The sequence below is a fragment of the Streptomyces sp. NPDC001401 genome, assembly GCF_042895385.1.
In the GTDB taxonomy this organism is placed as follows: Bacteria; Actinomycetota; Actinomycetes; order Streptomycetales; family Streptomycetaceae; genus Streptomyces.
The window spans coordinates 424,886-450,246 of the sequence record NZ_JBIAWI010000006.1 but is presented as its reverse complement, the minus strand read 5'-3'; the positions used below and the strand labels follow the sequence as shown (position 1 = coordinate 450,246).

Annotated in this window: 15 protein-coding genes and 1 pseudogene; 9 read left to right on the top strand and 7 right to left on the bottom strand. The window is 69.4% G+C overall.

The genetic code is table 11. From position 1 onward, the window contains the following. Nucleotides 1-2: 2 nt before the first annotated feature. The 5 genes from ACFY10_RS23270 to ACFY10_RS23250 form a co-directional block, all read right to left on the bottom strand. Nucleotides 3-890 carry an amidohydrolase family protein gene (locus ACFY10_RS23270; RefSeq protein WP_390667067.1) on the bottom strand — a complete coding sequence of 296 codons (888 nt, stop codon included), beginning with the start codon at nt 888-890 and terminating at the stop codon, nt 3-5. Continuing rightward, complete coding sequence (locus ACFY10_RS23265; protein ID WP_390667066.1) at nt 883-2,226, bottom strand: L-fuconate dehydratase; 1,344 nt, start codon at nt 2,224-2,226, stop codon at nt 883-885. Before ACFY10_RS23265 ends, ACFY10_RS23270 begins: the two co-directional genes overlap by 8 nt. A gap of 94 nt (nt 2,227-2,320) precedes the next feature. After that, entirely contained in the window at nt 2,321-3,364 is a 1,044-nt protein-coding gene (locus tag ACFY10_RS23260) for an ABC transporter permease (RefSeq protein WP_390667065.1), read from the bottom strand. Beyond that, nucleotides 3,357-4,919, bottom strand: coding sequence for a sugar ABC transporter ATP-binding protein (locus tag ACFY10_RS23255; protein ID WP_390667064.1), 1,563 nt, complete (start codon nt 4,917-4,919; stop codon nt 3,357-3,359). Before ACFY10_RS23255 ends, ACFY10_RS23260 begins: the two co-directional genes overlap by 8 nt. A 59-nt stretch (nt 4,920-4,978) precedes the next feature. Next, nucleotides 4,979-6,043: a sugar ABC transporter substrate-binding protein gene (locus ACFY10_RS23250; RefSeq protein WP_390667063.1), complete on the bottom strand. Its 1,065-nt coding sequence runs from the start codon at nt 6,041-6,043 to the stop codon at nt 4,979-4,981. A gap of 434 nt (nt 6,044-6,477) precedes the next feature. On the opposite strand from ACFY10_RS23250, the gene ACFY10_RS23245 reads away from it, so the two are divergent. Both ACFY10_RS23245 and ACFY10_RS23240 read left to right on the top strand, forming a co-directional pair. Then, a complete protein-coding gene (locus ACFY10_RS23245; protein ID WP_390667062.1) occupies nt 6,478-8,709 on the top strand; it encodes an alpha-L-fucosidase in 2,232 nt (743 codons plus the stop codon). Nucleotides 8,710-8,841: 132 nt separating this feature from the next. Beyond that, nucleotides 8,842-11,730 carry an RICIN domain-containing protein gene (locus ACFY10_RS23240; protein WP_390667061.1) on the top strand — a complete coding sequence of 963 codons (2,889 nt, stop codon included), beginning with the start codon at nt 8,842-8,844 and terminating at the stop codon, nt 11,728-11,730. An 11-nt stretch (nt 11,731-11,741) separates the two neighbouring features. Here the strand turns inward: ACFY10_RS23240 and ACFY10_RS23235 are convergent, their stop codons facing one another. Beyond that, nucleotides 11,742-12,782 (bottom strand): hypothetical protein, encoded by a 1,041-nt coding sequence (locus tag ACFY10_RS23235; RefSeq protein WP_390667060.1) that lies wholly within the window; start codon nt 12,780-12,782, stop codon nt 11,742-11,744. A gap of 148 nt (nt 12,783-12,930) precedes the next feature. On the opposite strand from ACFY10_RS23235, the gene ACFY10_RS23230 reads away from it, so the two are divergent. The 6 genes from ACFY10_RS23230 (at nt 12,931) to ACFY10_RS23205 (ending at nt 21,747) form a co-directional block, all read left to right on the top strand. Further along, a complete protein-coding gene (locus ACFY10_RS23230; protein ID WP_390667127.1) occupies nt 12,931-13,053 on the top strand; it encodes a hypothetical protein in 123 nt (40 codons plus the stop codon). Between the two features lie 205 nt (nt 13,054-13,258). Further along, nucleotides 13,259-14,221, top strand: coding sequence for an expansin EXLX1 family cellulose-binding protein (locus ACFY10_RS23225; protein WP_390667059.1), 963 nt, complete (start codon nt 13,259-13,261; stop codon nt 14,219-14,221). A 451-nt stretch (nt 14,222-14,672) separates the two neighbouring features. Then, nucleotides 14,673-16,658 (top strand): beta-galactosidase, encoded by a 1,986-nt coding sequence (locus tag ACFY10_RS23220; protein ID WP_390667058.1) that lies wholly within the window; start codon nt 14,673-14,675, stop codon nt 16,656-16,658. A 16-nt stretch (nt 16,659-16,674) separates the two neighbouring features. After that, nucleotides 16,675-18,351 carry a glycoside hydrolase family 36 protein gene (locus tag ACFY10_RS23215; RefSeq protein ID WP_390667057.1) on the top strand — a complete coding sequence of 559 codons (1,677 nt, stop codon included), beginning with the start codon at nt 16,675-16,677 and terminating at the stop codon, nt 18,349-18,351. Between the two features lie 41 nt (nt 18,352-18,392). Further along, nucleotides 18,393-19,904: a glycoside hydrolase family 43 protein gene (locus ACFY10_RS23210; protein WP_390667056.1), complete on the top strand. Its 1,512-nt coding sequence runs from the start codon at nt 18,393-18,395 to the stop codon at nt 19,902-19,904. 76 nt (nt 19,905-19,980) lie between these two features. Further along, nucleotides 19,981-21,747 carry a cellulase family glycosylhydrolase gene (locus tag ACFY10_RS23205; RefSeq protein ID WP_390667055.1) on the top strand — a complete coding sequence of 589 codons (1,767 nt, stop codon included), beginning with the start codon at nt 19,981-19,983 and terminating at the stop codon, nt 21,745-21,747. 69 nt (nt 21,748-21,816) lie between these two features. Here the strand turns inward: ACFY10_RS23205 and ACFY10_RS23200 are convergent. Next, nucleotides 21,817-22,796: pseudogene (locus ACFY10_RS23200) on the bottom strand (LacI family DNA-binding transcriptional regulator). A gap of 542 nt (nt 22,797-23,338) precedes the next feature. Between ACFY10_RS23200 and ACFY10_RS23195 the strand changes: the two are divergent. Next, the gene (locus ACFY10_RS23195; RefSeq protein ID WP_390667054.1) at nt 23,339-25,360 is read left to right on the top strand and encodes a non-reducing end alpha-L-arabinofuranosidase family hydrolase; all 2,022 of its coding nucleotides are present in this window, start codon (nt 23,339-23,341) and stop codon (nt 25,358-25,360) included. Nucleotide 25,361: the final 1 nt, after the last annotated feature.

Here is a 25,361-nt window from a genome sequence, read left to right as displayed (position 1 = left end):
TGTCACCTCCTTCGTGGGACGGGGGTCGGGTGATAGAAGGCGGTCGCGGTGCCGGCGAGCACCGCGTGGATCTCGGTGTCGGAACAGCCGTCCAGGAGTTCCTCGACGGTGGCGGCCCAGCGGTTCCAGCCGCCCGCGAGGTTCGCGACCGGCCAGTCGGAGCCGAACATCAGCCGGTCGGGGCCGAAGGCGGAGAGCAGGACGTCCCACACGGGACGGATGTCCTCGACGGTCCACTTCTCGTGGTCGGCCTCTGTGATCAGCCCCGACACCTTGCAGCGGGCCTGGGGATGCCTGGCCAGCATCCTCAACTGCTGTGCCCAGTCGGTGAGTTCCCGCCGCACGATGGGGGGTTTGCCGGCGTGGTCCAGGACGAGCGGCAGCTCGGGAAGCCGTTCCGCGAGACGGATCGCCTGCGGGAGCTGGTGGCTGCGGATCAGGACGTCGTATCCGAGCCCGCGCTCCGCGACCGCTGCCAACCCCCTTTCCACGTCCGGCCGTTGGAGCCAGTGCGGGTCCGTCTCGCCCTGCACGAGATGACGCAGGGACCGCAGATACGCGCCGCCCGGTCCGGCGAGCAACCCGTCGAGCAGGTCCCCGATCCCCGGGGACGTCAGGTCCGCCCAGCCGACCACGGCCCCGATCAGCGGGTCGCTGTCGGCCAGGGCGAGGAGGTCGCGGGTCTCGGGCACGGAGGCGACGCACTGGACGACCACCGTGCTCGTCAGTCGCCGTCCGGCGATCGGCCGGGTCGCGGCCGAGCGCAAGTCGTGCGGGCTGAAGTTGCGGCGGATCGGCTCGTGCCCCGGCTCGTCCAGCCAGGGCTGCGGCCGGACGTCCAGGTCCCAGATGTGGTGGTGGGCGTCGACGAGGGCCTGGGCGTCAGACACGGGCGATCCAGACGGGGCCGTCGGGGTAGGCGTACTCCTTGAGGGACGCGGGGTGCATCTGCGCGCTCAGCCCGGGCAGTGTCGGCGCAAGGTAGTGACCGTCGACGATGCGCACCGGGTCGACGAAGTGCTCGTGCAGATGGTCGACGTACTCGATGACGCGGTCCTCGGTCGTGCCGGAGACGGCGACGTAGTCGAACATCGACAGGTGCTGGACCATTTCGCACAGGCCGACTCCACCCGCGTGCGGGCAGACCGGGACGCCGAACTTGGCGGCGAGGAGCAGGATCGCGATGTTCTCGTTGACCCCGCCGACCCGCGCGGAGTCGATCTGCACGACGTCCACCGCGCCGGCCTGGAGAAGCTGCTTGAAGACGACACGGTTGGCGATGTGCTCGCCGGTGGCGACCTTGATGGGGCTGACGGCCTTGCGCACGGCGGCGTGACCGAGGATGTCGTCGGGGGAGGTTGGCTCCTCGATCCAGTACGGCTGGTAGGGCGCCAGGGCACGCATCCAGTCGATCGCGGCCTGGATGTCCCATCGCTGGTTGGCGTCGACGGCGATGCGGATGCCCTCCCCGACGGTCTCGCGCGCGGTGCGCATGCGCCGAATGTCGTCCGCCAGGTCCGCGCCGACCTTCAGCTTGATCTGGGTGAAGCCGTCGGCGACGGCCTCGCGGGCGAGGCGCGACAGCTTCTCGTCGGAGTAGCCGAGCCAGCCGGGGGTGGTGGTGTAGGCGGGGTAGCCCTGGTCGAGCAGGTGGCCGATGCGCTGGGCGCGGCCGGGCTCGGCGCGTCTGAGGATCTCCAGGGCCTCCTCCGGGGTGAGGGCATCGGACAGCCAGCGGAAGTCGACCTGCGCGACCAGCTCCTCGGGCGACATCTCGCCGAGGAAGCGCCACACGGGCTTGCCGGCCCGCTTGGCGGCCAGGTCCCAGGCGGCGTTGACGACTGCGCCGGTGGCCATGTGCATGGCGCCCTTCTCCGGGCCCAGCCAGCGCAGTTGGGGGTCGTGGACGAGGGAGCGGGAGAACGCGCCGAGGTCGGCGCAGACATCCTCGACCGACCGGCCCACCACGTACGGCGCGAGAGCGGCGATGGCGGCGGCCTGGACATCGTTGCCGCGGCCGGTGGTGAAGGCCAGGGCGTGGCCCTCCAGTCCGTCGCCGGCGTCGGTGCGCAGGACGACGTAGGCGGCGGAGTAGTCGGGCTCGGGGTTCATCGCGTCCGATCCGTCCAGGTGCTCGGACGTCGGGAAACGCACGTCGAGCACGTCCAGGGCGGTGATGCGGGCAGAGGCCGGGGATGCCTGGGAAGAGGACAGGGCGGATGACATGGCGGCAACTCCTGTGAGGTGCGGGGGCGATACGACCCCTGGCGACGAGATGAAGGGCGGAGGAGGAGGGCGGGCGTCCTGGACGCCCGCCGGTTCACTCCTGGACCTTGCCGCCCGTGATACGCGAGATGGCGAGGGCGACCAGGATGATCAGGCCGTTGAGAGCGCCGATCCACTGCGCGGGGACGCCCGCCAGCGTGAGCACGTTCTGGATCATGAAGAGCAGCAGGATGCCGCAGAAGGCCCCGAACATGGTGCCCTTGCCACCGTTGAGGCTGATCCCGCCAATGACGGCGGCGGCGAAGACGGTGAAGATATAGCCGTTGCCCTGCGCGGAGGCCACCGAGGCCAGGCGTCCGGAGAGCATCAGCCCGGCGAGGGCGGCGAGCACGCTGCCGGTGACGATGACGATCCACAGCACCCGGTCGGTGCGGACACCGGCCGCCTTCGCGGCGTCGACGTTGCCGCCGATGGCGTACAGCGAACGCCCGAAGCTGGTCCAGCCGAGCACCACGATCGCGACGGCGAACAGCACCAGGCAGACCCAGATGGACGCGGGCATCCCGAACCATTCGGCCGTGCCGAGGTAGAGCATCGACTGCGGCAGCTGGAAGAAGGTCTGGCCGCCGGAGATGCCGGTGAGGACGCCGCGCAGCACGATCAGCATGCCGAGGGTGACGATGAAGCCGTTGAGGCCGAAGCGGATGATCAGCAGGGCGTTGATCACGCCGACGAGCGCGCCCACGGCCAGGGTGACGGGGATCGACCACGCGCCGGGGAGCAGCCCGAGTCCGTGGCCCGCGCCGACCGGCACGACCAGCCAGGCCGCGACACCGGGCGCGAGGCCCATGGTGGACTCCAGCGACAGGTCCATCTTCTTGACGATCAGGATCATCGTCTGGGCGAGGACCAGCAGGGCCATCTCGGACATGGTCTGCAGGACGTTGATGAGGTTGTCGGCCTGCAGGAACACCGGGTTGACGATCTGTCCGACGATCGCGATGACCACGATGGCCGGGACGAGCGCGAGGTCGCGCAGGCGGGCCAGGGGTATCCGGCCGCCGAGCAGCACGGTCCGCTTGGGCGTCGGCTCCGTGCCGCCCGCGGCGGCGGTGTCCGCGAGGACGGTTTCAGGCATCGAGGTCCACTCCTTCCATCGCCGCCACCAGGTCGTGGTCGTGCCAGCCGCGGGCGATCTCTGAGGTCACACGGCCCTGGAACATCACCAGGACCCGGTCGCACATGCGCAGGTCGTCGAGTTCGTCGGAGGCGATGAGCACTCCGGTGCCGGTGGCCGCGGTCTCCTCGACCTTGCCGAGGAGGAACTCCTTGGAGCGCACGTCCACCCCTGCGGTCGGGTTGATCAGGACCAGCAGCCGGGGGTCGTCGGCGAGGGCGCGGGCCATGACGACCTTCTGCTGGTTGCCTCCGGACAGGGCGGAGACGGGCAGGTCGGGGCCGGGAGTCTTGATCGCGAGGTTCTCGATCATGCCCTCGGCGAGCCGGTCCCGGCGGCTGCGGCTGAGGAAGCCGTTGGAGCCGAGCCTGCGGGGAACGGACAGGGTGGCGTTGTCCGCGATCGACATGCCGGGCACGAAGCCCTGGTGGTGCCGGTCCTGGGGGACGAACCCGGCGCCTGCGGCGAGCGCCGCGGGCACACTGCCCGGCCGGGGCCGGCTCCCGGCGATCTCCACCTCGCCCGCCGCTGCCGCCCGCAGTCCCACGACGGTCTCGGCGACCTCGGTACGACCGCTGCCGGCGGCCCCCGCGAGGCCGACGATCTCGCCGGCCCCGATCTGGAAGCTGACGTCGTCGTACGCGTCGCCGCGCAGAGCGCGGACGCTCAGTGCGGCTGTGGCACCGGGGTCGAGGGCGCTCGTTCGTTCCTCGAGCCGGTCGGCCGCCGCCTCGCCGGTCATGGCGGCGACGAGGTCGGTGCGGGGAAGGTCAGCGACCGGCGCGGTCAGGATGTGCTGGGCGTCGCGGAACACCGTCACCATGTCGCAGATCTCGTAGATCTCCTGGAGGTGGTGGCTGATGAACAGGAAGGTCACGCCCTGGCGTTGCAGGTCGCGGATGCGGTCGAAGAGGCGGTTGATGGCCGCCGCGTCGAGCTGGGCGGTCGGCTCGTCGAGGATGATGAACCGGGCGCCGAAGGACAGCGCGCGGGCGATCTCCACGAACTGCCGCTGCTCCACGCTCAGTTCAGCGGCCGGGGTCTGCGGGTCGACGTCCACCGACCAGGCCGACAGCAGGTCCTGTGCGCGGCGACGGGTGGCCTGCCAGCTGATGAGCCGGCTCTGTCCGTGGTCGTGCCGGTTCAGGAAGAGGTTCTCGGCGACGGTCAGCGTGGGGATGATCGTCGACTTCTGGTAGACGCAGGCCACGCGCCGGCGCCAGGCGTCACGGTCGCTGAGCCGGGGTGCCGGCTCGCCGCCGAAGGTCACCGTTCCCTCGTCGGGGGCCTGAAGGCCGGTGAGGACCGACACCAGGGTCGACTTGCCGGCTCCGTTGCGGCCGACGAGTGCGTGGGTCTCGCCGGGCCTGATGGTGATCCGGGCGCCGTTCAGGGCCACCGTCGGACCGAATCGTTTGACTATGCCCGTCGCCTCGACGACGGGCGGGTCCGCGGGGGCCCGCCCGTCGTCCGCCGAGGCGGGCGCGGGAGTGACTGCTCGCTCCCCGTCGCTCATCTCAACCGCCTTGTTCTTGTGGGCCGTTGTTCTTCTGGGCCGTTGTTCCGGAAGGCGAATCAGCCGAGGTTGTTGCCCCACAGCGACTTGTCGTCGCTCTTGACGCTGGGCACGCCGCCGTAGGTGGCGCCGTCGGCGGTGACGAGCGGGGCGGAGAGCTGGTCCTCGAGCACGCCGTCGCGGACCTGGATGATGGTGCTGTCGTGGTCGGTCTTGCCGGGCTTGAACGTCTTCCCGTCGATCGCGGCCTTGACGTAGTACAGGGCGTACTTGGCGTAGAGGTCGGCCGGCTGCGAGACCGTGGCGTCGATCTTGCCCGCGGCGATGGACTTGAGCTCCTCGGGGATGCCGTCGTTGGACACGACGAACACGTGCTTCTTGTCCTTCGGGCCCACCAACAGGCCCTTCTGCTTGAGGACTTGGAGCGTGCCCGACAGCGCGAAGCTGGCCTCCATGTAGACGCCCTTGATGTCCGGGTTGGCCGTCAGGTCGGTCTGCAGCTTCTGGGCGGCGACGGCGCCGTCCCAGTTGGTGGCCTCGCCGAACACCTTGATGTCCGGGTAGTTCTTCTTCATGCAGTCGTTGAACGCCTCAGTGCGGTCACGGCCGTTGATGGAGTCCAGACCGCCCTCCAGCATGACGACCTTGCCCTTGCCGCCGAGCTTGGTACCGAGGTACTGGCAGGCCTTCTCGCCGTAGGCACGGTTGTCGGCACGTACGACCATGAACACCTTGCCGCTGTCGGGGCGGGTGTCGACGGTGACGACCGGGATCTTCTTCGCCTCCAGCTGCGCGAGGGTGGGCGCGATGGCGGCGGTGTCCTGCGGGGCCATGGCGATTCCCTTGACGCCCTGGCTGATGAACGTCTGCGCGTTGGCGGTCAGTTTGGCGACGTCGTTCTGGGAGTTGGTCGTCTTCAGGTCCAGGCCCAGCTGCTTGCCGTACTGGGGCGTGTACTTGATGTAGGAGTTCCAGAAGTCGGTGTCGGAGCGCGGGTAGTCGACGCCGACCAGCGGCGCGTCACTCGACGACGCATTGCTGGTGGAGCCGCTGCTGCAAGCGCTCAGCAACGCCAGTGCGGACAGGGCGGAGACGGCTGAACAGAGGGCGGTTCTGACTCTCATCGGTGCTTCCTCGCGCCGGTCCCGTAGCGGGAGATGTTTCGCCTCGACGACATCTGCGTATCGCCGTGCGGTAGAGATGGGATGTTTATAGGGGCGCCCTCGGCGTCCTGTCTACCCCCACGAGCGAATGAGAACCGTAATGCCAGCTCAAAGCCCACCTAGGATCGATGTGGGGTGACAGCAGGAAGGCAAGATCCATCCCATCAATCCTCGCGCTTGGATGATCCGAATCGGCCATGGAGCCCCGACAGACATGCCATGTTTAGGCAGTCGCAAATCGCAACAGAAACGCCTTAAGTACGTCCAACTACCTTGCCGTGCAGCGCTTTTCATCCCTGCACACCCGTTGACATCCCAGGGAGACATGGCGGACCTTCATCCGTAACAAGCGGCGCCCTCCCCTCCCCTGCCCCCTCTGCATCAGGGATGTCTCCATGTCGAGTTCGATCAACAGACGCCACTTCCTGGCCGGTGCCACGTGCGTCGCCGCGGCGGCCGTTGCCGGAGGTGTGTTCGGTTCCGGCATCGCGCAGGCGGCGCCCAGCACGTACACGCCCGACTGGAACTCGGTCGACCAGCACCCGCCGGCCCCGGAGTGGTTCCAGGACGCGAAGTTCGGGATCTACTTCCACTGGGGCGTCTTCAGCGTCCCCGCGTACGACAGTGAGTGGTACCCGCGCAACATGTACCAGGCGGGCAGCAACGCCAACCAGCACCACATCGCGACCTACGGCCAGCCCTCGGCATGGCCGTACCACAACTTCATCAACGGGGCGCAGGACCTGGCGGGCAACTTCGTGAAGTTCGCGCCGAAGCTGAAGTCGGCCGGCGGGAACTTCGACCCCAACGAGTGGGCTCAGTTGTTCGTCGACGCGGGCGCCAGGTTCGCCGGCCCGGTCGCCGAGCACCACGACGGCTTCTCGATGTGGGACAGCCAGGTCAACGAGTGGAACTCGGTGAACAAGGGCCCGGGGCTGAACCTGCTGCAGCTCTTCTCCACGGCCATTCGCGCCAAGGGCCTCAAACTGCTGGTGGCCATGCACCACGCATACAACTTCAACGGCTACTACGAGCACGCCCCCGCCCAGACGGACCCGAGCCTGAAGAAGCTCTACGGACAGCTGGGCTCGGCCGCGGAGAACCAGCTCTGGTACGACAAGCTCAAGGAGGTCATCGACCGCGCCCAGCCCGACATCCTGTGGCAGGACTTCAAGCTGGACGCCATCGACGAGACCCAGCGCCTGAACTTCCTGTCGTACTACTACAACCAGGCCAACAGCTGGGGCCGTGAGGTCGTCGCCACCTACAAGGACGGCCTGAACAGCAAGGGCGAGGTCTTCGACTACGAGCGCGGCGGCCCGGCCGACATCACCACGCCGTACTGGCTGACCGACGACAGCATCTCCAGCTCCAGCTGGTGCTACACCCAGGGCATCGGTTACTACAGCATCCAGCAGATGCTGCACTCGTTCATCGACCGGGTCAGCAAGAACGGCAACATGCTGCTGAACATCGCGCCGATGGCCGACGGCACCATCCCCCAGGCACAGAAGGACGTCCTGCTCGGCATAGGCGACCATCTGAAGCGTTTCGGCGAGTCGATCTACTCGACCCGCGCGTGGAGCGTGTACGGCGAGGGCCCGACGAAGATGGGCGGCGGCGCCTTCACCAATCCGACGGCCGGCACGGCGCAGGACATTCGCTTCACCCGCAACAAGGACAACAACGTCCTGTACGCCACCGTCCTGGGCTGGCCGGGCAGTTCGCTGACGATCAAGACACTCGGCTCGGGCAGCATCAACCTGTCGTCGCTGACCTCGGTGAAACTTCTCGGCTCCACCGCCGGCACCTACATCGACCTGCCGACGCCGACCCAGAGCACCTCCGGCCTCACGGTCAACCTGCCGTCCTCCGCGCCGTACAGCGCCAACGCCTATGTCCTGAAGCTCTCCTTCTCCGGCACCATCCCGGCCATGACGCCGCTCGCCGGGGCCGTCGCCTTCACGGACGTCAACTACACCGGCCGCTCGGCCACGTTCGCCCTCGGCGACCATACCGCGGCCGACCTGACCGCGGCGGGAGTCGGCACGAGCAGCATCTCCTCCCTCCGTCCGGCCCAGGGCTACCAGGTGATCGGCTACTCCGGTGACAACTTCACCGGCACCGCCTGGACGTTCACCGCCGACAACCCCGACCTCAGGGGCACCGGGAACAACGATCAGATCACCTCGCTGAGGGTCCAGTTCAACCCGTCGACGTACTTCCGGCTCACCAATGTCACCGACGGTCTCGCCCTGGACAGCGGTGGCAACGTCGCCTCCGGATCGAACCTCAAGCAGTGGACCTGGAACGGCAGCTCCAACCTCCAGTGGCAGGCGGTCGATGTGGGCGGCGGCTACTACAAGCTGGTCAACCGCACCAACGGCATGGTCGCCGACGGCTGGGGCGCCACCGCGGACGGCTCCGTGGCCCGACAGGCCGCCTGGAACGGCGGCAGCAACCAGCAGTGGAAGATCACCCACCGGGGCGGCGGCAGCTACTCGATCGCCAACCGCACCACCGGCCTGGTCCTCGACGGTGGCGGCAACGTCTCCTCGGGCTCCGTCACCAAGCAGTGGACGTACGGCGGCAGCTCCAACCTGCTGTGGTCCTTCACGGCCGTCTGATCCCTTCCCCGCGAACCCCCGCCGCCGCCCGGATTCCGCTCCAAGTCGGCCGGGCGGCGGTGGGTCACCACGACGACGCCACCGCTCCGCTCCCCCACGACCACGCACCGCCGACCGGACACAGGAGTCCCCTTGACGGACAGCGCCATGGACCGCAGACGGTTCCTCACCGCAGCCGCGCTGACCGCGGGAGCCGCGGCCCTGCCAGGCGGCCTGCTCTCGGGCACGGCGGAGGCGGCCGTCCCCCCGCAGATCACCCTCCCCGAGCGCGGCATCCACGACACGTCCCCGGCCTCCTCCTGGACCGACGGCTTCCTCACCGGCAACGGCGAATACGGGGCCGTGCTGTACGGCGCTGCCGCCCTGGAGAAGGTGGTCTTCAACTATCAGCGGCTGGTGCTGCCGAACGGCACCCGTGACGTGACCCCGCCGGTGATCTCCGGCCGTCTGGAAGGCGCCCGCGACAAAGCACTCGCGGGTGACTACGCGGGGGCCAACCGGGACTTCGCCGCGGGCTGGTCGCTGCGCTGGACGCAGGCCTACCACCCCGCGTACGAACTGCAGATCGACACGCCCGGCATGACCACGGTCAACGACTACGCACGGGTCACCGACTTCCGTACCGGCGAGGTGAGTTCGAGCTGGACGGACCAGTTCGGCACCTGGACCCGGCGGGCGTTCGTCTCGCGGGCCGACAAGGTGATCGTCCATGAGCTGATACCCGCTTCCGGCCGTACCGTCGACACCACGCTGAGCACCAACACCGCGCTCGCCGGGCTGCCCAGCAGCATGAGCTTCACCACGCGGGCCACCGTCAGCGGCGGTTCCGGCTATCTGAATCTGCGCGGCACCTACCCCTCGGGGCAGGGCGCCTTCGGCTACGAGGGCGTCACCCGCGTCGTCGCCTCGGGCGCCGGCGCCACGGTCACCGTCAACGGCTCCACGATCGTGGTGGCCAAGGCGGCCAAGGTGCTGCTGCTGACGAAGCTGGGCCGCTACGAGTCGTCCACGGGCTGGGACTCCCAGCCGCTGCACACACAACTGGCCGCGCTCGGCACCGACTACACCGGGCTGCTCGCGCGGCACACCGCCCTGCACACCCCTGTCTACGACCGTTCCCGCCTCGACCTGAACGTCCCGGCCGCCGACCGGCAGCTCTCGGTCAGTGAACTGATCGCCCGCCAGAACGCCGACCGCACGGTCATCGACACGGCGCTGCTGGAACGGCTCTACGATTCCGGCCGCTATCTCTTCCTCAGCTCCAGCGGCATTCTGCCGCCTCGTCTCACCGGCATCTGGGCCGGATCGTGGGGCGCCGCCTGGGCCGACGACTTCACCACCGACGCCAACGTCAACCTCCAGGTCGCGGGCGGCAACATCCTCGACCTGACCGAGTCCATGCAGGGCTACTTCGACCTGATCCTGGGCCAGCTGAACGACTGGCGCACCAACGCGAAGAACCTCTACGGAGCCCGCGGCTTCCTCGCCCCCTCCCGCACCGACGGCGAGTACGGCCACATGCTCCACTTCAACAACGGCAACTTCCCCGGCCACTGCTGGACCGGCGGCGCCGACTGGCTCCTCCACCCGCTCCTGGAGCACTACCAGGTCACCGGCGACCAGGCGTTCCTGCGCGACAAGCTCGGCCCCGCGCTGATGGAACTGGCCCTGTTCTACGAGGACTTCCTCACCCGCACCGACGCGAACGGCAAGGCGGTCTTCGTACCGTCCTTCTCCATGGAGAACGCCCCCGGCAACACCGGCGTGTACCTCTCGACCAACGCCACCGGCGACATCATGGCCGGCAAGCACGCCCTCCAGGCCGCCATCGACGCGGCCAACACCCTCGGCGTCGAACAGGGCGGCGGGCAGGGCGTCGCCCGCTGGACGGCGCTGCTGAAGAAATTCCCGGACTACCGCGTCAACAGCGACAAGGCACTGGCCGAATGGTCATGGCCGAGCCTTACCGACAACTACAACCACCGGCATGTCCAGCACCTGTACGGCGCCTGGCCGCTGCACGAGATCAACCCCGAGAACGAACCCTCCCTGGTCCGCCCGGCGCAGCGGGCCCTCGAGCTGCGCGGCGACCAGAACATCTCCGCACACGGCAGCCTGCACCGGGCACTGGCCTGGGCCCGACTGAAGGACGGCGGACAGGTCTACGGCAACCTGCGGAAGATCCTCGGCAACAACATGGTCTTCAAGTCGCTGATGACCTCCCACAACCCGAACCTCGACATCTACAACGCCGACGCCGCGAACGCCATCCCCGGCGTGCTGGCCGAGGCCCTGATCTACAGCCGGCCCGGAGTGCTGGAGATCCTCCCCGCGCTGCCCGACCAGCTGCCGAAGGGCACGATCACCGGGGTCCGGGCCCGCGGCCGGATCCGGATCCACAGCTTCGCCTGGGACCTCAACGCCCGGACCGCCACCCTGTCGGTCACCTCCGACGTCAACCAGGACGTCACGCTGATCAGCCGCCGCGGCATGACCTCCGTGGCCACGACCGCGACCGTCACGCCCTCGTCCCTCGGCACCCACGCCAGGAAGGTCTCACTGACCGCCAGGCAGCGCACCGACATCACCGTCTCCCTGCTCAGCGGCTTCTTCCGGCTCGAAAACCGACGCAGCGGCAAGGTGCTCGACGTCACCAGCGGCAGTACCGCCGACGGCGCCACCCTCATCCAGTGGGGCTGGTCCGGCAGCGAGAACCAGCAGTGGCGGCTCCAGCCCGACGCCGACGGCTCCTTCCGCCTCGTCTCCCGCCGCAGCGGCAAGGTCGTCGACAGCCCCGGGGGCTCCGGACAGGGTGCCCAGCTCATCCAGTGGCCGGACGGCAACAGCGACAACCAGCACTGGAGGGTGGTCGACGCGGGCGGCGGATACGTCCGGCTCGTCAACGTCCGCAACGGCCTGTGCGCGGACGTGGAGGGCGGATCGGCGGACAACGGCGCCAAGGTGATCCAGTGGCCTGTCGGTGAGGGAACCAACCAGCAGTGGCGGCTGGTCGCCCTCTGACCCTCGCCGCTCTACGGTCGGCCCAGCAGCGTATCGGCGGTTCTGAGCACCAGGTCGTGATCACGGGTCAGCTGGGGCCGCAGCGACAGCCCGCCGCCGGGGCCCGCGCACCGGAGGGCCGGAAACACGCTGACGTCCCGGCGGTCGACGAGATCGCCGGCCAGCATCGCCAGGCGGATCTCCGGCCCGCCGTATGCGCTCAGGCGCAGATCCCACAGCGCCTCTCCCCCGGGATGGAGTTCCGCCACCACGTCGACCGGCAGGGTGATGCGGAAGTCGCCGTGCTGATCCACGAAACAAGGGGCGTCGATGAGATGCCCGCCGTTGTCCTGGAGCCGCGCCAGGAAGCGGTAGTGGTACGCCCGCGCGGTCCTTCCGTGGAGCGAGCCCTTCAAGCGGATCGCGTGGTCGTCCACTTCGACCGACACGACCTCGGCGTGCGCAGGCCGGAGCCAGGTGCGCACAGCGAGTCCTCCGTCTTCGGTCGCGTACGGGATCCATGTGCGCCCTCCCTCGTCCGCCGCCCGGAGGACCGCGGGATCCAGGAGGCGCGCCGTCTCGACGAGCCCCGCCCGGACCGGGCGCGACCTGCTGCCGCCCGCGCGTCGGAGGAACACGTCCCAGTCGCCCTCGGCGAGCTCCCAGTGACGTTTGTCGAGGACGGCCCGTACGCTGCCGTCGCCGCCCGTGTCGGGCTGTTCGAACTGGATCTGCGCAGTGGCGGCGATGTTCTCGTTCCGGGGCTGCAGGACCAACTGCCGGTTCCGGGGCACCGGCTGACCGGCGGACACCTCGAAGGCGAGCGAGCCTCCTGGCATCACCCGGCAGTCGACCGTGAGCGGCCGGCTGCGCCGGGCAACGCCCAGGCCAAACAGCCCGGTCAGCCGCCGCAGACCGGCCGCGGCCTTCGACGAGGTGCGCCCGTTCCTCGGGCTCAGGACCGCCGTCCGCCCGCGCTCGGCGTCGTTCTCGACCGGGCGGCGGTCCGGGACCACGAGGCCGTCCTCGCCGTGCGTAATGATCTCGCGGGGCTCGCGCCTCACTCTGCTCATTCCGAACTCCTCATGGTCTTGGTCCGCATCTCCATCCCATCGCGGGCCCCTGCGGTGTTCACTCCGCCGACCAGCGGGACCACCCCCGCCGACAGGCCGGAACCCCGCCATCCGAAAGGGGGGGCCCGGCGCACGACAGGCCCCGCCGGTGGAGGTGGAGGTGGAGGTGGACGGCCTGGTCGTGCGGGTACGCGACCATGGCCCCGGTTTCCCGCCCGGTCTGCTCGCCGTGCTGCACACCTCCGGCCCGCACCGCTGCCGCACGGGCTGAGGCCGGTGCCGCCGGTCCGGGATGGACGCCCCGCCCACCGGTCCGGACGACAACGCACCCCCCGGGTCCGTGAGCGCGGCATCCTGCGCCGGGCGGGCTCGGCGACCGCTCCTCGTCGACAAGCCGAAAAAATCGTCGGCAACCTTTGCGCTTCCTGTGGCCACTGAACAGTGCACCGTCGACTCGAGCATCCGAACGGACAGGCATGAAGACAGCAAGGCAGGCCGCACGGCAGCGCAGGCACAGACGCAGGCTGATGATGGGCACGGTGGGGCTGGCCGCCGCGGGAGTCGTCGCCGCCCTGGTCATGGCTTTGCTCCCCGACCACGGGACCGACGGGGCGTCGGTCGCGGTCGCACGCGCCGCCGGCACCCCGGCAAGGGCCACGCCCCCCACAGGCACCCCGAGTCCCACGGGCACCCCGACTGCGACGGGCACGCCGACCGCGACGGGCTCGCCGGCGCCGAAGGCTTCCGCACACACCCCGTCGAAACGACGGCCGGCCGCGTCCACCCCGCGGGCCGCGCGAACGAGTTCGACCACGGCATCGTCGGCAGGGCGGATACGGCCCGGGACCACCTACCCAGGGGTCGCCACCGCCTACGAAGCCGGCGACGGAGACGGCGCCTGCGGGTTCGGCCCGAGCGACGACATGATGATCGCGGCGATGAACACCACCGACTACGAGACGTCCAGGGCGTGCGGCGCCTACGTCCACGTCCGCGCGGCGAACGGCGCCTCCATCACGGTACGGATCACCAACGAGTGCCCCCTGCCCTGCGCACCCGGGCAACTCGACCTCAGCCAGCAGGCCTTCGCCAAACTCGCCGACCTCAAGGTCGGCCGGATCCCGATCACCTGGAACCTGGTCAGCCCGAGCACGTCCCAGACGGTGTCCATCAGGTACAAGACCGGGTCCAACCCCTACTGGTGCGGCATCCAGGCGATCGGCCATCGCAATCCGGTGGCGAGGCTGGAGGTCCACACCGGGAGCGGCTGGCGGCAGTTGCCCCGCACCTCTTACAACTACTTCATATCCGCCGACGGCGGTGGGTGCGGCAGCACGATCAGAATCACGGACATCTACGGGGAACAGCTGACCGTCAGCGGGATCGCCCTGCGGCCGAACGTCGTGCAACCGACCCGGGTCCAGTTCGCCCGGCACTGATCGCCCTCATCGTCGGCCGTGCCGAAGCCCTGCTGGTTCAGAAGCAGTTGACCCAGCAGGGCTTTGGCTCTTTGCGTCAGGTCCGTGTCCATCTCGGCGGACCGCGGCCCCGTAGCGTCGTCGAGCACTGCTCCGACGCGAACGGCGCCGGCTCCATCCGAAGCCGACTTGTGGCGATGAAGGGCCGAGTGTCGAAGCGCATCGACAGCGCCGTCGCCCCTGAGGAACTGTCAATGAGCAGGGGAAAGAAAGTTCCTTGGCGCAGGGGCTCTTGTTTCGCATGAAACTTCTCCGTTACCTTCGCCTGCGAGGTGAAGCGCTTCGACAACTGCCGAGGACGGGCCGCCGCCAAGTGCCGCTGCGGGCGGGCGCCTGATGAACCGGGCGTGCCCGGACCTGTCCTGACGCCTCGTCAGAGAATTACTGGTCTCTCCGTACCCAAGGAAGCCTCATGACGGCACGCAGTATCACCGACCGCCTCGGTGGCCTCGCCTTCGGCGGGGACTACAACCCCGAGCAGTGGGACGAGCCGGTCTGGAAGGAGGACGACGTACTCATGCGCCGGGCCAGGGTCAACCTGGCCACGATGGGTGTCTTCTCCTGGGCCCTGCTCGAACCGGAGGAGGGACGCTACGACTTCACCTGGCTGGACGCCCACGTCGAACGCCTCCATGCGAACGGCGTGGCCGTCGACCTCGCCACCCCGACGGCCTCCCCGCCGCCCTGGTTCACCCTCGCCCACCCCGAGGCGCTCGCGGTCAGGGCGGACGGCACCCGCCTAGTCCACGGCAGCCGCGACACCTACTGCCTGGCCTCGCCCGCCTACCGCAGCGCGGCCCGCCGGATCGCCTCCGCCCTGGCCGAACGGTACGGCGATCACCCCGCCCTGGCGCTGTGGCACGTGCACAACGAGTACGGCACGCTGTGCTGGTGCGACCATGCGGCGGCCGCGTTCCGAGTGTGGCTGCGCGCCCGGCACGGCTCGCTGGACGCCCTCAACGAGGCGTGGGGCACGGCCTTTTGGAGCCAGCGCTACACCTCTTGGGAGCAGGTCCTGCCTCCGCGCGCTACGCAGTACCACAAGAACCCCGGCCAGACAGTGGATTTCCACCGCTTCTGGGCCGACGAGATCATCGCCGCCTACTGCGAGCAGCGCGACGCGATCCGCGAGCACAGCGACCGCCGGGTGACGACGAATCTGATGCTGCCCTACGACCTGCGGCTGAACGTGTGGGCGTTCGCCCGCGAACTCGACGTCGTCAGCTCCGACCAGTACCCGGACGCGAACGGCCTCGACGGCGCCGCACATGTGGCCTTCTACGCCGACCGCTCCCGCTCCCTGGCCGGCGGCCGCCCGTGGCTGCTGATGGAGCAGGGCACCAGCACCGTCTACGACGGCGACCAGGTGATCGGCAAGGAGCCGGGCGACGTACTGCGCCACAGCCTCGGCCACATCGCGCGCGGTTCGGAGGGCGCCCTGTTCTTCCAGTGGCGGCAGTCCCGGGCCGGTGCCGAGACCTGGCACTCGGCGATGCTCCCGCACGCGGGCCCCGATAGCCGCATCTTCCGCGAGGTCACACAGACAGGCGAGGCGGTCGCGCGGCTCGGGGAGCTGGCGGGATCGACGGTCACCGCGCAGGTGGCCGTGCTCGACGACCCGGACGCCATGTGGGCACTGGAGGTGGACGGCCTGCCCTCCTCCCGCCTCGGCTACCACGCACCGCTCGCCGGGGCGCACCGCGCGCTGTGGGACGCGGGCGTCACGGCGGACTTCGCCCACCCGGAGCACGATCTGAGCCGCTACCGGCTGGTCATCGCCCCCTCCCTTTTCCTGCTCTCCGACAAGGGCGCGGAGAACCTGCACCGTTACGTCGAGGGCGGCGGAACGCTCCTCGTCCAGCACGCCACCGGCTACGTCGACGACCGCATGCACGCCCGTCTCGGCGGCTACCCGGCCGCACCGCTGCGCGAGGCGCTGGGCATCCGCGTCGAGGAGCACCGGCCGCTGCGGACGGACGAGCGGATCACCCTGTCCGACGGCTCGCACGGCACCGTCTGGAGCGAGTCCCTGTGCGCCGAGGGCGCGGAGACGCTCGCCGCCTACGGCCACGGCATGCTCACGGACAGCCCGGCACTCACCCGGCACAGCTTCGGCACCGGACAGGGCTGGTATCTCTCCACCCGCCTGGACGAGGCCGACTACGGCGCCCTGATCGGACGGCTCCTGAAGGAAGCCGGCGTCGAGCCGGAGCGGGCGGACCTGCCGGCCGGTGTCGAAGCCGTCACCCGGCACGCAGCCGACGGCCGCCGCTGGCACGTCCTGATCAACCACACCGAGGACGCCGTGCCCCTGCCGGATCCCGCCCACGACCTGCTCACCGGTACGACGGCCCATGAACTGCCGCCCGGCGCCTGCGCGGTCCTGCGCGGCCACTGACCTGGAAAAGGCCACCATGGAAACCGAACAGCGGAGCTTCCGCTGGGGTCACGAGGCACTGCACCTCGAGTTCGTCCTCGGCGACGACGGCAGCGCCCGCCTGACACACCTCGGACTACCCGGAGAGGCGGGCAACGGCCCCCGTGGGTCCCTGCCTCTGGTCGAGGTGACGGCCACGGGGCACGGGCGCGACTGGTCGGGCAGCCGCCTGGTCCAGACGGCGATCGGCGGGCGGCTGCGCCACCGGACCCACCGTGCGGCCCGCGACGGTGACTGGCACACCCTGACCGTCCAACTCCACGACCCGGACACCGGTCTGGCCGCGGAGGTGACCTACCGGTCGCCGGACGGCATCCCCGCGCTCCGCAGCGAGGTGACCCTGTCCTTCAGCGCCGACGGCGGTCCCGACGCCGCGTTCGCCGCGCTGACCCGCTACCGACGCGCCCACCGCCGCCCGCATCCCGACCACCTGGGTCTGCCCGTCATCTTCAACGACTACATGAACTGCCTGATGGGAGACCCCACCACCGAAAAGCTGCTGCCGCTGATCGACGCGGCGGCCGAGGCCGGCGCCGAGTACTTCGTCATCGACGCGGGCTGGTACGACGACGGCGGTGACGGCTGGTGGACCACCGTCGGCACCTGGGAACCGGCCGCCTCACGCTTCCCCGGGGAGAAGGGCATCCACGAGGTGCTGGACCGCATCCGGGAGCGCGGCATGGTGCCCGGCCTGTGGCTGGAGCCGGAGGTGATCGGCGTACGCAGCCCCATGGCCAAGTCCCTGCCCGACGAGGCGTTCTTCCGCCGCGACGGCGTCCGGGTCACAGAGTCCGGCCGGCACCACCTGGACCTGCGCCACCCGGCCGCCCGCGCCCACCTGGACCAGGTCGTGGACCGCCTGGTCGGCGAGTGGGGCGTCGGCTACCTCAAGCTCGACCACAACATCGACCCCGGCTCCGGCACCAGCGCCCACCCCGGCGAGAGTCCGGGCGCCGGCCTGCTCGGCCACAACCGCGCCCACCTGGACTGGCTCGACGGCCTCTTGGACCGCCATCCGCACCTGGTGGTGGAGAACTGCGCCTCGGGCGGCATGCGCTGGGACCACGCCCTGCTGTCGCGGCTGCAACTGCAGTCCACCAGCGACCAGCAGAACCTGCACCTCTATGCGCCCATCGCGGCCTCCGCACCCACCGCCGTCACCCCCGAGCAGGGCGCCGTGTGGGCCTATCCGCAGCCGGAGGACTCACTCGACGAGGTCGCCTTCACCATGGCCAGCGCCCTCCTCGGCCGCATCCACCTCCCCGGCCTTCTGCCGGAGTTGGGGCCCGAGGCCCGGGCCCTGGTCCACGAGGCGGTCGCCGTGTACAAGGCCGTCCGCGCCGACCTGCCCCGGGCCGTGCCGTCCTGGCCACTCGGGCTGCCCGGCTGGGACGACCCCTGGATCGCTCTCGCCCTGCACACCCCCGCCACCACGTACCTCACCGTCTGGCGCCGCCCGGGCGGTGAGGCCACCACCAGCCTCCAACTGGCTGACCGGGCGGGCGGCGCAGCCGGTGTCGAGGTGCTGTACCCCACCGCACGTCAGGCCGTTGCCACCTGGAACCCCGACACCGCCGACCTCACCGTGACCCTGCCCACCGCGCCGTCCACGGCGCTGCTCCGCATCACCCGCGCAGAACTGGACGCTCCCTGAGCGCCGGCCCTGCCGCCCACCCGACGAAAGGACGATCAAGGGTGCCCGCTCAGAACCGGACCGCCCGCGCCACCAACCCCGTGCTCCCCGGGTTCCACCCCGACCCGAGCATCTGCCGGGTAGGCGACGACTACTACCTCGCCTGCTCCAGCTTCGAGTACTTCCCCGGCGTACCCCTCTTCCACAGCCGTGACCTGGTGCACTGGCGGCAGATCGGCAACGTCCTGGACCGGCCGGAGCAGTTGCGTCTGCCGGCCTCCATGGCATCCTCGGGCGGCATCTACGCCCCCACCCTGCGCCATCACGACGGACGCTTCTGGCTGATCGTCACCAACTGCAGCGAGGGCGGCGGCAACCTGATCGTCACGGCGACCGATCCGGCCGGACCGTGGTCGGATCCGATCTGGGCACCGGGCGTGCCCGGTATCGATCCCGACCTGGCCTGGGACGAGGACGGCACGTGCTGGTGCACGGTCGCCGGGGTGTCGCAGGTCCGTATCGACCCGTCCACCGGGCAGACGTACGGCACACCGCACAAGCTCTGGTCCGGCGGCCCCGGCGCCAAGGCTCCGGAGGCGCCTCACCTGTACCGGATCGGCGACTACTGGTATCTGCTCATCGCCGAGGGCGGCACCGAGCGCGGCCACGGCGTGTCGATCGCCCGCGGCCGTACGCCGACCGGCCCGTTCGAGCCGCATCCGGCCAACCCGATCCTCACCCACCGCGGCACCGACCACCCGGTGCAGAACACCGGCCACGCGGACCTGGTCCAGGGCCCCGACGGCTCGTGGTGGATGGTCCTGCTCGGGGTACGGCCGCGCGGCGGCACGCCCGGCTGGCATGTGCTCGGCCGGGAGACCTTCCTGGCTCCCGTGACCTGGGAGGACGGCTGGCCGGTCGTCGGCGAGGTCGCCTTGGACCTGTCCGCGCTCCCCTGGCCGCTCACCCCCGCCCCCGCCGAGGAACGGCGCGACGACTTCGAGCTCGGCGAACTCGGGCCGGCCTGGATCTCCGTGCGGGACCGCCCCGCCGAGCTCTGCACCACCAAGGAGCGCCCCGGTTGGCTGACACTCCGCGCGCGGGGCGACTCCCTGGACGAGCCCGACGCGGTGTTCACCGGCCGCCGCCAGCAGCACCTCTCCTGCCGGGCACGCACCCTGGTCGATGCGGAGCAGGGGCGCGGCGGCCTAGCCGTCCGGCTGGACGAGCGGCACCACTACGCGATCGAGGCGTGCGGCACGGAGGTGCGGGTGATCGCGCGCATCGGCTCCCTGCGCACGGTCGTGGCCGCCGAGTCCGTGCCCGCCGGCCCTGTGGTCCTTGCCGTCACCGTCACTGACGCACCGTCACCGCACGGGCCCTGCACCGGACCCGACGTCGTCCGTCTGGGCATCGAAGCCCCGGACGGAACGTTCACCGAGCTCGCGACCCTCGACGGTCGCTACCTGTCGACGGAGGTGGCCGGCGGCTTCACCGGCCGGGTCATCGGCATGTACGCCACGGCAGGCGCCGTCCACTTCGACTGGTTCGACTACGAGCCGCTCGACGGCTGAACCCGAGCGCAGTGACGCCTGATCGCTGCCCGGCCCCGGATCGGATCAACCGTACGACCGACCGAAAGGAAAGAATGTGAAGGACATACGGCAACCCGCCCGCCACCGCCGCCGCGGCCCCGGACGTCTGGCCGGCCTGCTGACGGCGCTGCTCGTCATCCTGGGACTGTCCGCCGGCACCGGCACCTCGATCGCCGCGCCCGACAACACGGCGAAACCGGCACCGTCGACGGTCAAGGTTCCGGCCCGGGCCATGGACGCCGTCGCCGCGATGCAGCCCAGCTGGAACCTGGGCAACACCCTGGACGCGATCCCGGACGAGACGTCCTGGGGCAACCCGAAGGTCACCAAGGACCTGTTCGACACCATCCGCGCGCAGGGCTTCCGCAGCGTCCGCATCCCGGTGTCCTGGACCGACCACCAGTCCGCCACTGCCCCCTACACCATCGACGCCACCTTCATGAGCCGCGTCAAGCAGGTGGTCGACTGGGCGCAGGCGGACGGCCTGTACGTCGTGCTCAACGTCCACCACGACTCGTGGCAGTGGATCTCGAAGATGCCCACCGACCACGACAACGTACTCGCCCGCTTCAACGCCAGCTGGACCCAGATCGCCTCGGCGTTCCGCGACGAGCCGCGCACCCTGCTCTTCGAGAGTGTCAACGAGCCGGCCTTCGACAATTCCACGGACGCGCAGAAGGCCCAGCTCCTGAACGAGCTGAACACCTCCTTCCACAAGGTCGTCCGCTCCTCGGGCGGCGGGAACGCGAACCGCCTGCTCGTCCTTCCGACGGTGGGCTGCACGCCCTCCCAGAACTTCATGGACGCCCTGTCCGCCACGATCGGCGCGCTGCACGACAGCAATCTGGTCGCCACCGTGCACTACTACAGCTGGTACCCGTTCAGCGTGAACATCGCGGGCGGCACCTTGTACGACGCCGCCGCCCAGAAGGACCTGAACGAGGCCTTCGCCCGGATGCACGACACGTTCGTCGCCAAGAACATCCCGGTCTACCTCGGCGAGTACGGCCTGCTCGCCTATCCGGACCACAACCATCCCGACCGTGTGGAGCGCGGTGAGGCGCTGAAGTACTTCGAGCACGTCGGCTACGCGGCGCGCGTCGCCGGTGTCACCACCGCCCTGTGGGACCCGGGAACCTTCGCCTACCTGAACCGCGAGACGCTGAAGTGGACCGACCCCGCCCTTTACGCCTGGATCAAGTCGAGCTGGACCACCCGCTCGGGAACCGCCTCCTTCGACAAGGTCTTCGTGCCCAAGTCCAGCCCGATCACGGCCAAGACACTCACTCTGAACCCCAACGGCACCAAGTTCCGCGGCCTGTGGCAGGGCAGCACCCCGCTTGCCCCGGGACTGGACTACACCGTCACCGACAACCAGCTCACCCTCACGGCGCGTGCACTGACCCGGCTGACCGGCGATCGCCAGTACGGGGTCAACGCGACGCTCCAGGCCCGGTTCTCCAGCGGGCTGCCCTGGACGATCGACGTGACCACGTTCGACACTCCGGTGCTGTCGAACGCCACGGGTACGACCGGCTCGTTCACCATTCCCACCCAATACCGGGGTGACGGACTGGCGACCATGGAGGCCAAGTACGCCGACGGCAGCAACGCCGGTCAGGCCGGCTGGACTCCGTACCAGGAGTTCAACGCGGCCTTCTCACCGGACTACCCGGGCGGCACGATCATTCTGACCCCCGACTTCCTGAACGCGCTGCACGACGGCGAACCGGTCACGCTGACCTTCCACTTCCACAGCGGCGCCACCGTCACCTACCACGTCACCAAATCCGGAGGCTCGGTCACCGGCACGACATCCTGAACGACCGGCCCCCTCGCCCTGGTTGCCCCTCCGGCAACCAGGGCACCGCCCTTTTCGCGCGCGGTCGCGTCACTCCTGCTTGGGCGGAGCCGTGCTCTCCCGGACGGTGAGGGTGGTCGCGATCTCCAGTCCCACCTGCGGCACTTCCTCGCCGCGGCCGAGTGCCAGGGCCCGTTCGGTGGCGGCCGTCGCCATCTCGGCCAGCGGCTGATGGACCGTGGTCAAGGGCGGATCCATCCAGGCCACGGCCGGCACGTCGTCGAAACCCACCACGCTGAGATCGTGCGGGATGCGCAGGCCCAGCTCGCGCGCGGCCTGGTAGACACCGAGCGCCTGCATGTCGTTGGCGGTGAACACGGCGGTGGGGCGATCGGGGCGGGACAGCAGCCCCCGCGCGGCGGCGTACCCGTGCTCGCGGGTGAGCCGGGTCTTCACGATCAGGTCGGGTTCCATCGGCAGGCCCGCTTCCGCGAGGGCGGACGAGTAGCCGGACAGCCGGGCGAGGCAGAAGGGATGATCCGGCCCGCTGATCATGGCGATGCGCCGGTGTCCCAGTCCGATCAGATGCCGGGTCGCCGCCTGCCCGCCTCTCCAGTTCGTGGCTCCCGCGAACGGCACATGGTCGGGCAGTTCGTCGATCGGGGCGAAGACGACGAACGGGATGCCCTTCGCCGTCAGCTGTTCGCGCTCCGCCTCGGAGAGCTGTGCCACCGACAGGACGCATTGGGGCCGCCGACCGACCGTGTCGTCGATGGTCATGCCCGAGGTGTCATGGAGTCCGAACTCCGACACCAGCACACCGATCCGGTTCCTGCGGGCCACGCGCTCGACACCGCGGATGATCTCCACGGCCCACATGCTCTCCAGTTCGCGGAACACGAGCTCCACGAGATTGCTGCGGCTCTTCGGAGGCTTGCGGTAACCGTGCTGATGGATGAGCTGCTCGACGCGGGCCGGGTCTCGTCCGACACCCCCGACCGGCCGTTGAGCACCTTCGACACGGTGGGCACGGAGACGCCCGCGGATTCGGCGATGTACGCGATCGTCACCGATGGGGGCCCTCGCCGCGTCGACCGTGTTCTCCCGCCGAAGGTGTGCCCGCTCGGTTGTCCGGCACGGTCGCCTTTCCCCCTCCCCTCGCCTGCTGGCGCGGCCATTGTTGCACCCCTGTAGAAGCCGGCCTCGGCGCAGAACGCAAGAGGGACTTCAATCCGAAATTTCGGATGCCATTCGGAAAGTCTGAGGGTTACGAACGCTGGAGGGGTCTCCGAATGCGCCAACACCCTCCGACGTTCGGAATCGATCTGCGATTTCCGGACAGCCGACCTGCAGCATCACGCCTCCACCCGGCTTCGAATGTTTCGATGCAAGAGGCGAATAGTGCGAGAGGGATTGACGGGATCCGTCGACCTTCTATCATCCAGGATGCTCGACAAGCCGTCCTATGTTCGATATTACGAACAAACCTGGATCGATCGAGTCGCTTCGGACTGGACGCCACCACCCATGGATGTGTCATGCCCTCATCAATACGCGGCCCGCCAGTTCCCTCTTCCACCCCCAACCCCCACCCGACCGTACGAGGAGAACCATGAACCCGCTGAAACAACTCGGCCGTCGCCGAGCTTCGCTGTTGGCCCTCCTGGCCGCGGCCGCCCTGGTGACACCCGGGACCGCGACCGGCGCACCCGGCGCCGTCAAGGCCTCCACACTGGGCGCCCAAGCGGCCCAGTCCGGACGGTACTTCGGAACCGCCGTGGCCGCCGGACGGCTCGGCGACGGCGCATACGCCGCCATCCTGGATCGCGAGTTCAACTCGGTCACGCCCGAGAACGAGATGAAGTGGGACACGACCGAGCCCTCCCGCGGCTCGTTCAACTTCGGCCCCGCCGACCAGATCGTGAACCACGCGACGGCACACGGGCAGCGCATGCGCGGCCACACTCTGGTCTGGCACTCCCAACTGCCCGGCTGGGTCAGCTCCATCAGGGACGCGAACACCCTGCGCAGCGTGATGAACAACCACATCACCAGCGTGATGAACCACTACAAGGGCAAGATCTACGCCTGGGACGTGGTCAACGAGGCGTTCGCCGACGGCGGCAGCGGACAGCACCGCAGTTCGGTGTTCCAGAACCTGCTGGGCGATGGCTTCATCGAGCAGGCCTTCCGCACCGCACGGGCCACAGACCCGGCGGCCAAGCTCTGCTACAACGACTACAACATCGAGAACTGGAGCGACGCCAAGACCCAGGGCGTCTACCGCATGGTGCGCGACTTCAAGGCGCGCGGCGTGCCCATCGACTGCGTCGGCTTCCAGTCCCACTTCGGCACCGGCGGCCCGCCCGCGAGCTTCCAGAGCACGCTGTCGAACTTCGCCGCCCTCGGCGTGGACGTACAGATCACCGAGCTGGACATCGCCCAGGCGCCGCCGACGGCGTACGCGAACACGGTGAAGGCCTGCATGAACGTGCCGCGCTGCAACGGCGTCACCGTCTGGGGCATCCGCGACAGCGACTCCTGGCGCAGCGGGGAGAACCCGCTGCTGTTCGACCGCAACGGCAACAAGAAACCGGCTTACCAGGCGGTGCTGTCGGCGCTGGGCGGCACGGCCACGACACAGAAGGCAGCCGCCCTGTCGCCCCGGTCCGCCGGCGCTCTGCCCTCCCGCTTCTCCTGGAGTTCCAGCGGCCCGTTGATCGCGCCGAAGCCGGACGCCACCCACAACATCGCCGGGATCAAGGACCCGACGGTCGTCTACTACAACGGCAAGTACCACGTGTTCGCCAGCGTCGCCAGCTCCTCCGGATACAGCCTGGTGTACCTGAACTTCAGTGACTGGTCGCAGGCAGGCTCGGCCACGCACCACTATCTGGACCGCACCGCCATCGGCACCGGCTACCGGGCCGCGCCCCAGGTCTTCTACTACGCGCCGCAGCGCCTGTGGTACCTCGTGTACCAGACCGGCAACGCCTCGTACTCCACCAACGCCGACATCAGCAACCCGAACGGCTGGAGCGCGCCCCGCAACTTCTACTCGTCGATGCCCGACATCATCAAGCAGAACATCGGCAACGGCTACTGGGTCGACATGTGGGTGATCTGCGACAGCGCCAACTGCTACCTGTTCTCCTCCGACGACAACGGCCACCTGTACCGCTCGCAGACGACCGTCGGCCAGTTCCCGAACGGCTTCACCAACACCGTCATCGCGGCCCAGGACTCCAACAAGTACGCCCTGTTCGAAGCGAGCAACGTGTACAAGGTGCAGGGCAGCAACCAGTATCTGCTCATCGTCGAGGCCATCGGCTCGGACGGCCGACGCTACTTCCGCTCCTGGACCTCGGGCAGCCTCGCCGGCTCCTGGGCACCCCTGGCCGCGTCCGAGAGCAACCCGTTCGCCCGGGCCAACAACGTCACCTTCCCGTCCGGGGCCTGGACCAGGGACATCAGCCACGGCGAGATGATCCGGGCCGGCTACGACCAGACGCTCACCATCCCCTCGTGCCGGCTCCACTACCTCTACCAGGGCATGAACCCCAACGCGGGCGGCGACTACAACCTCCTCCCCTGGCGGCTCGCCCTCCTCACCCAGACCAATTCGACCTGCTGAC

Excerpts from the sequence above, each read along its gene's own strand:
- ACFY10_RS23265 (WP_390667066.1), bottom strand. The coding sequence starts at position 2,226 with ATGTCATCCGCCCTGTCCTCTTCCCAGGCATCCCCGGCCTCTGCCCGC.
- ACFY10_RS23260 (WP_390667065.1), bottom strand. The coding sequence starts at position 3,364 with ATGCCTGAAACCGTCCTCGCGGACACCGCCGCCGCGGGCGGCACGGAG.
- ACFY10_RS23255 (WP_390667064.1), bottom strand. The coding sequence starts at position 4,919 with ATGAGCGACGGGGAGCGAGCAGTCACTCCCGCGCCCGCCTCGGCGGAC.
- ACFY10_RS23250 (WP_390667063.1), bottom strand. The coding sequence starts at position 6,043 with ATGAGAGTCAGAACCGCCCTCTGTTCAGCCGTCTCCGCCCTGTCCGCA.
- ACFY10_RS23245 (WP_390667062.1), top strand. The coding sequence starts at position 6,478 with ATGTCGAGTTCGATCAACAGACGCCACTTCCTGGCCGGTGCCACGTGC.
- ACFY10_RS23235 (WP_390667060.1), bottom strand. The coding sequence starts at position 12,782 with ATGAGCAGAGTGAGGCGCGAGCCCCGCGAGATCATTACGCACGGCGAG.
- ACFY10_RS23225 (WP_390667059.1), top strand. The coding sequence starts at position 13,259 with ATGAAGACAGCAAGGCAGGCCGCACGGCAGCGCAGGCACAGACGCAGG.
- ACFY10_RS23220 (WP_390667058.1), top strand. The coding sequence starts at position 14,673 with ATGACGGCACGCAGTATCACCGACCGCCTCGGTGGCCTCGCCTTCGGC.
- ACFY10_RS23215 (WP_390667057.1), top strand. The coding sequence starts at position 16,675 with ATGGAAACCGAACAGCGGAGCTTCCGCTGGGGTCACGAGGCACTGCAC.
- ACFY10_RS23195 (WP_390667054.1), top strand. The coding sequence starts at position 23,339 with ATGAACCCGCTGAAACAACTCGGCCGTCGCCGAGCTTCGCTGTTGGCC.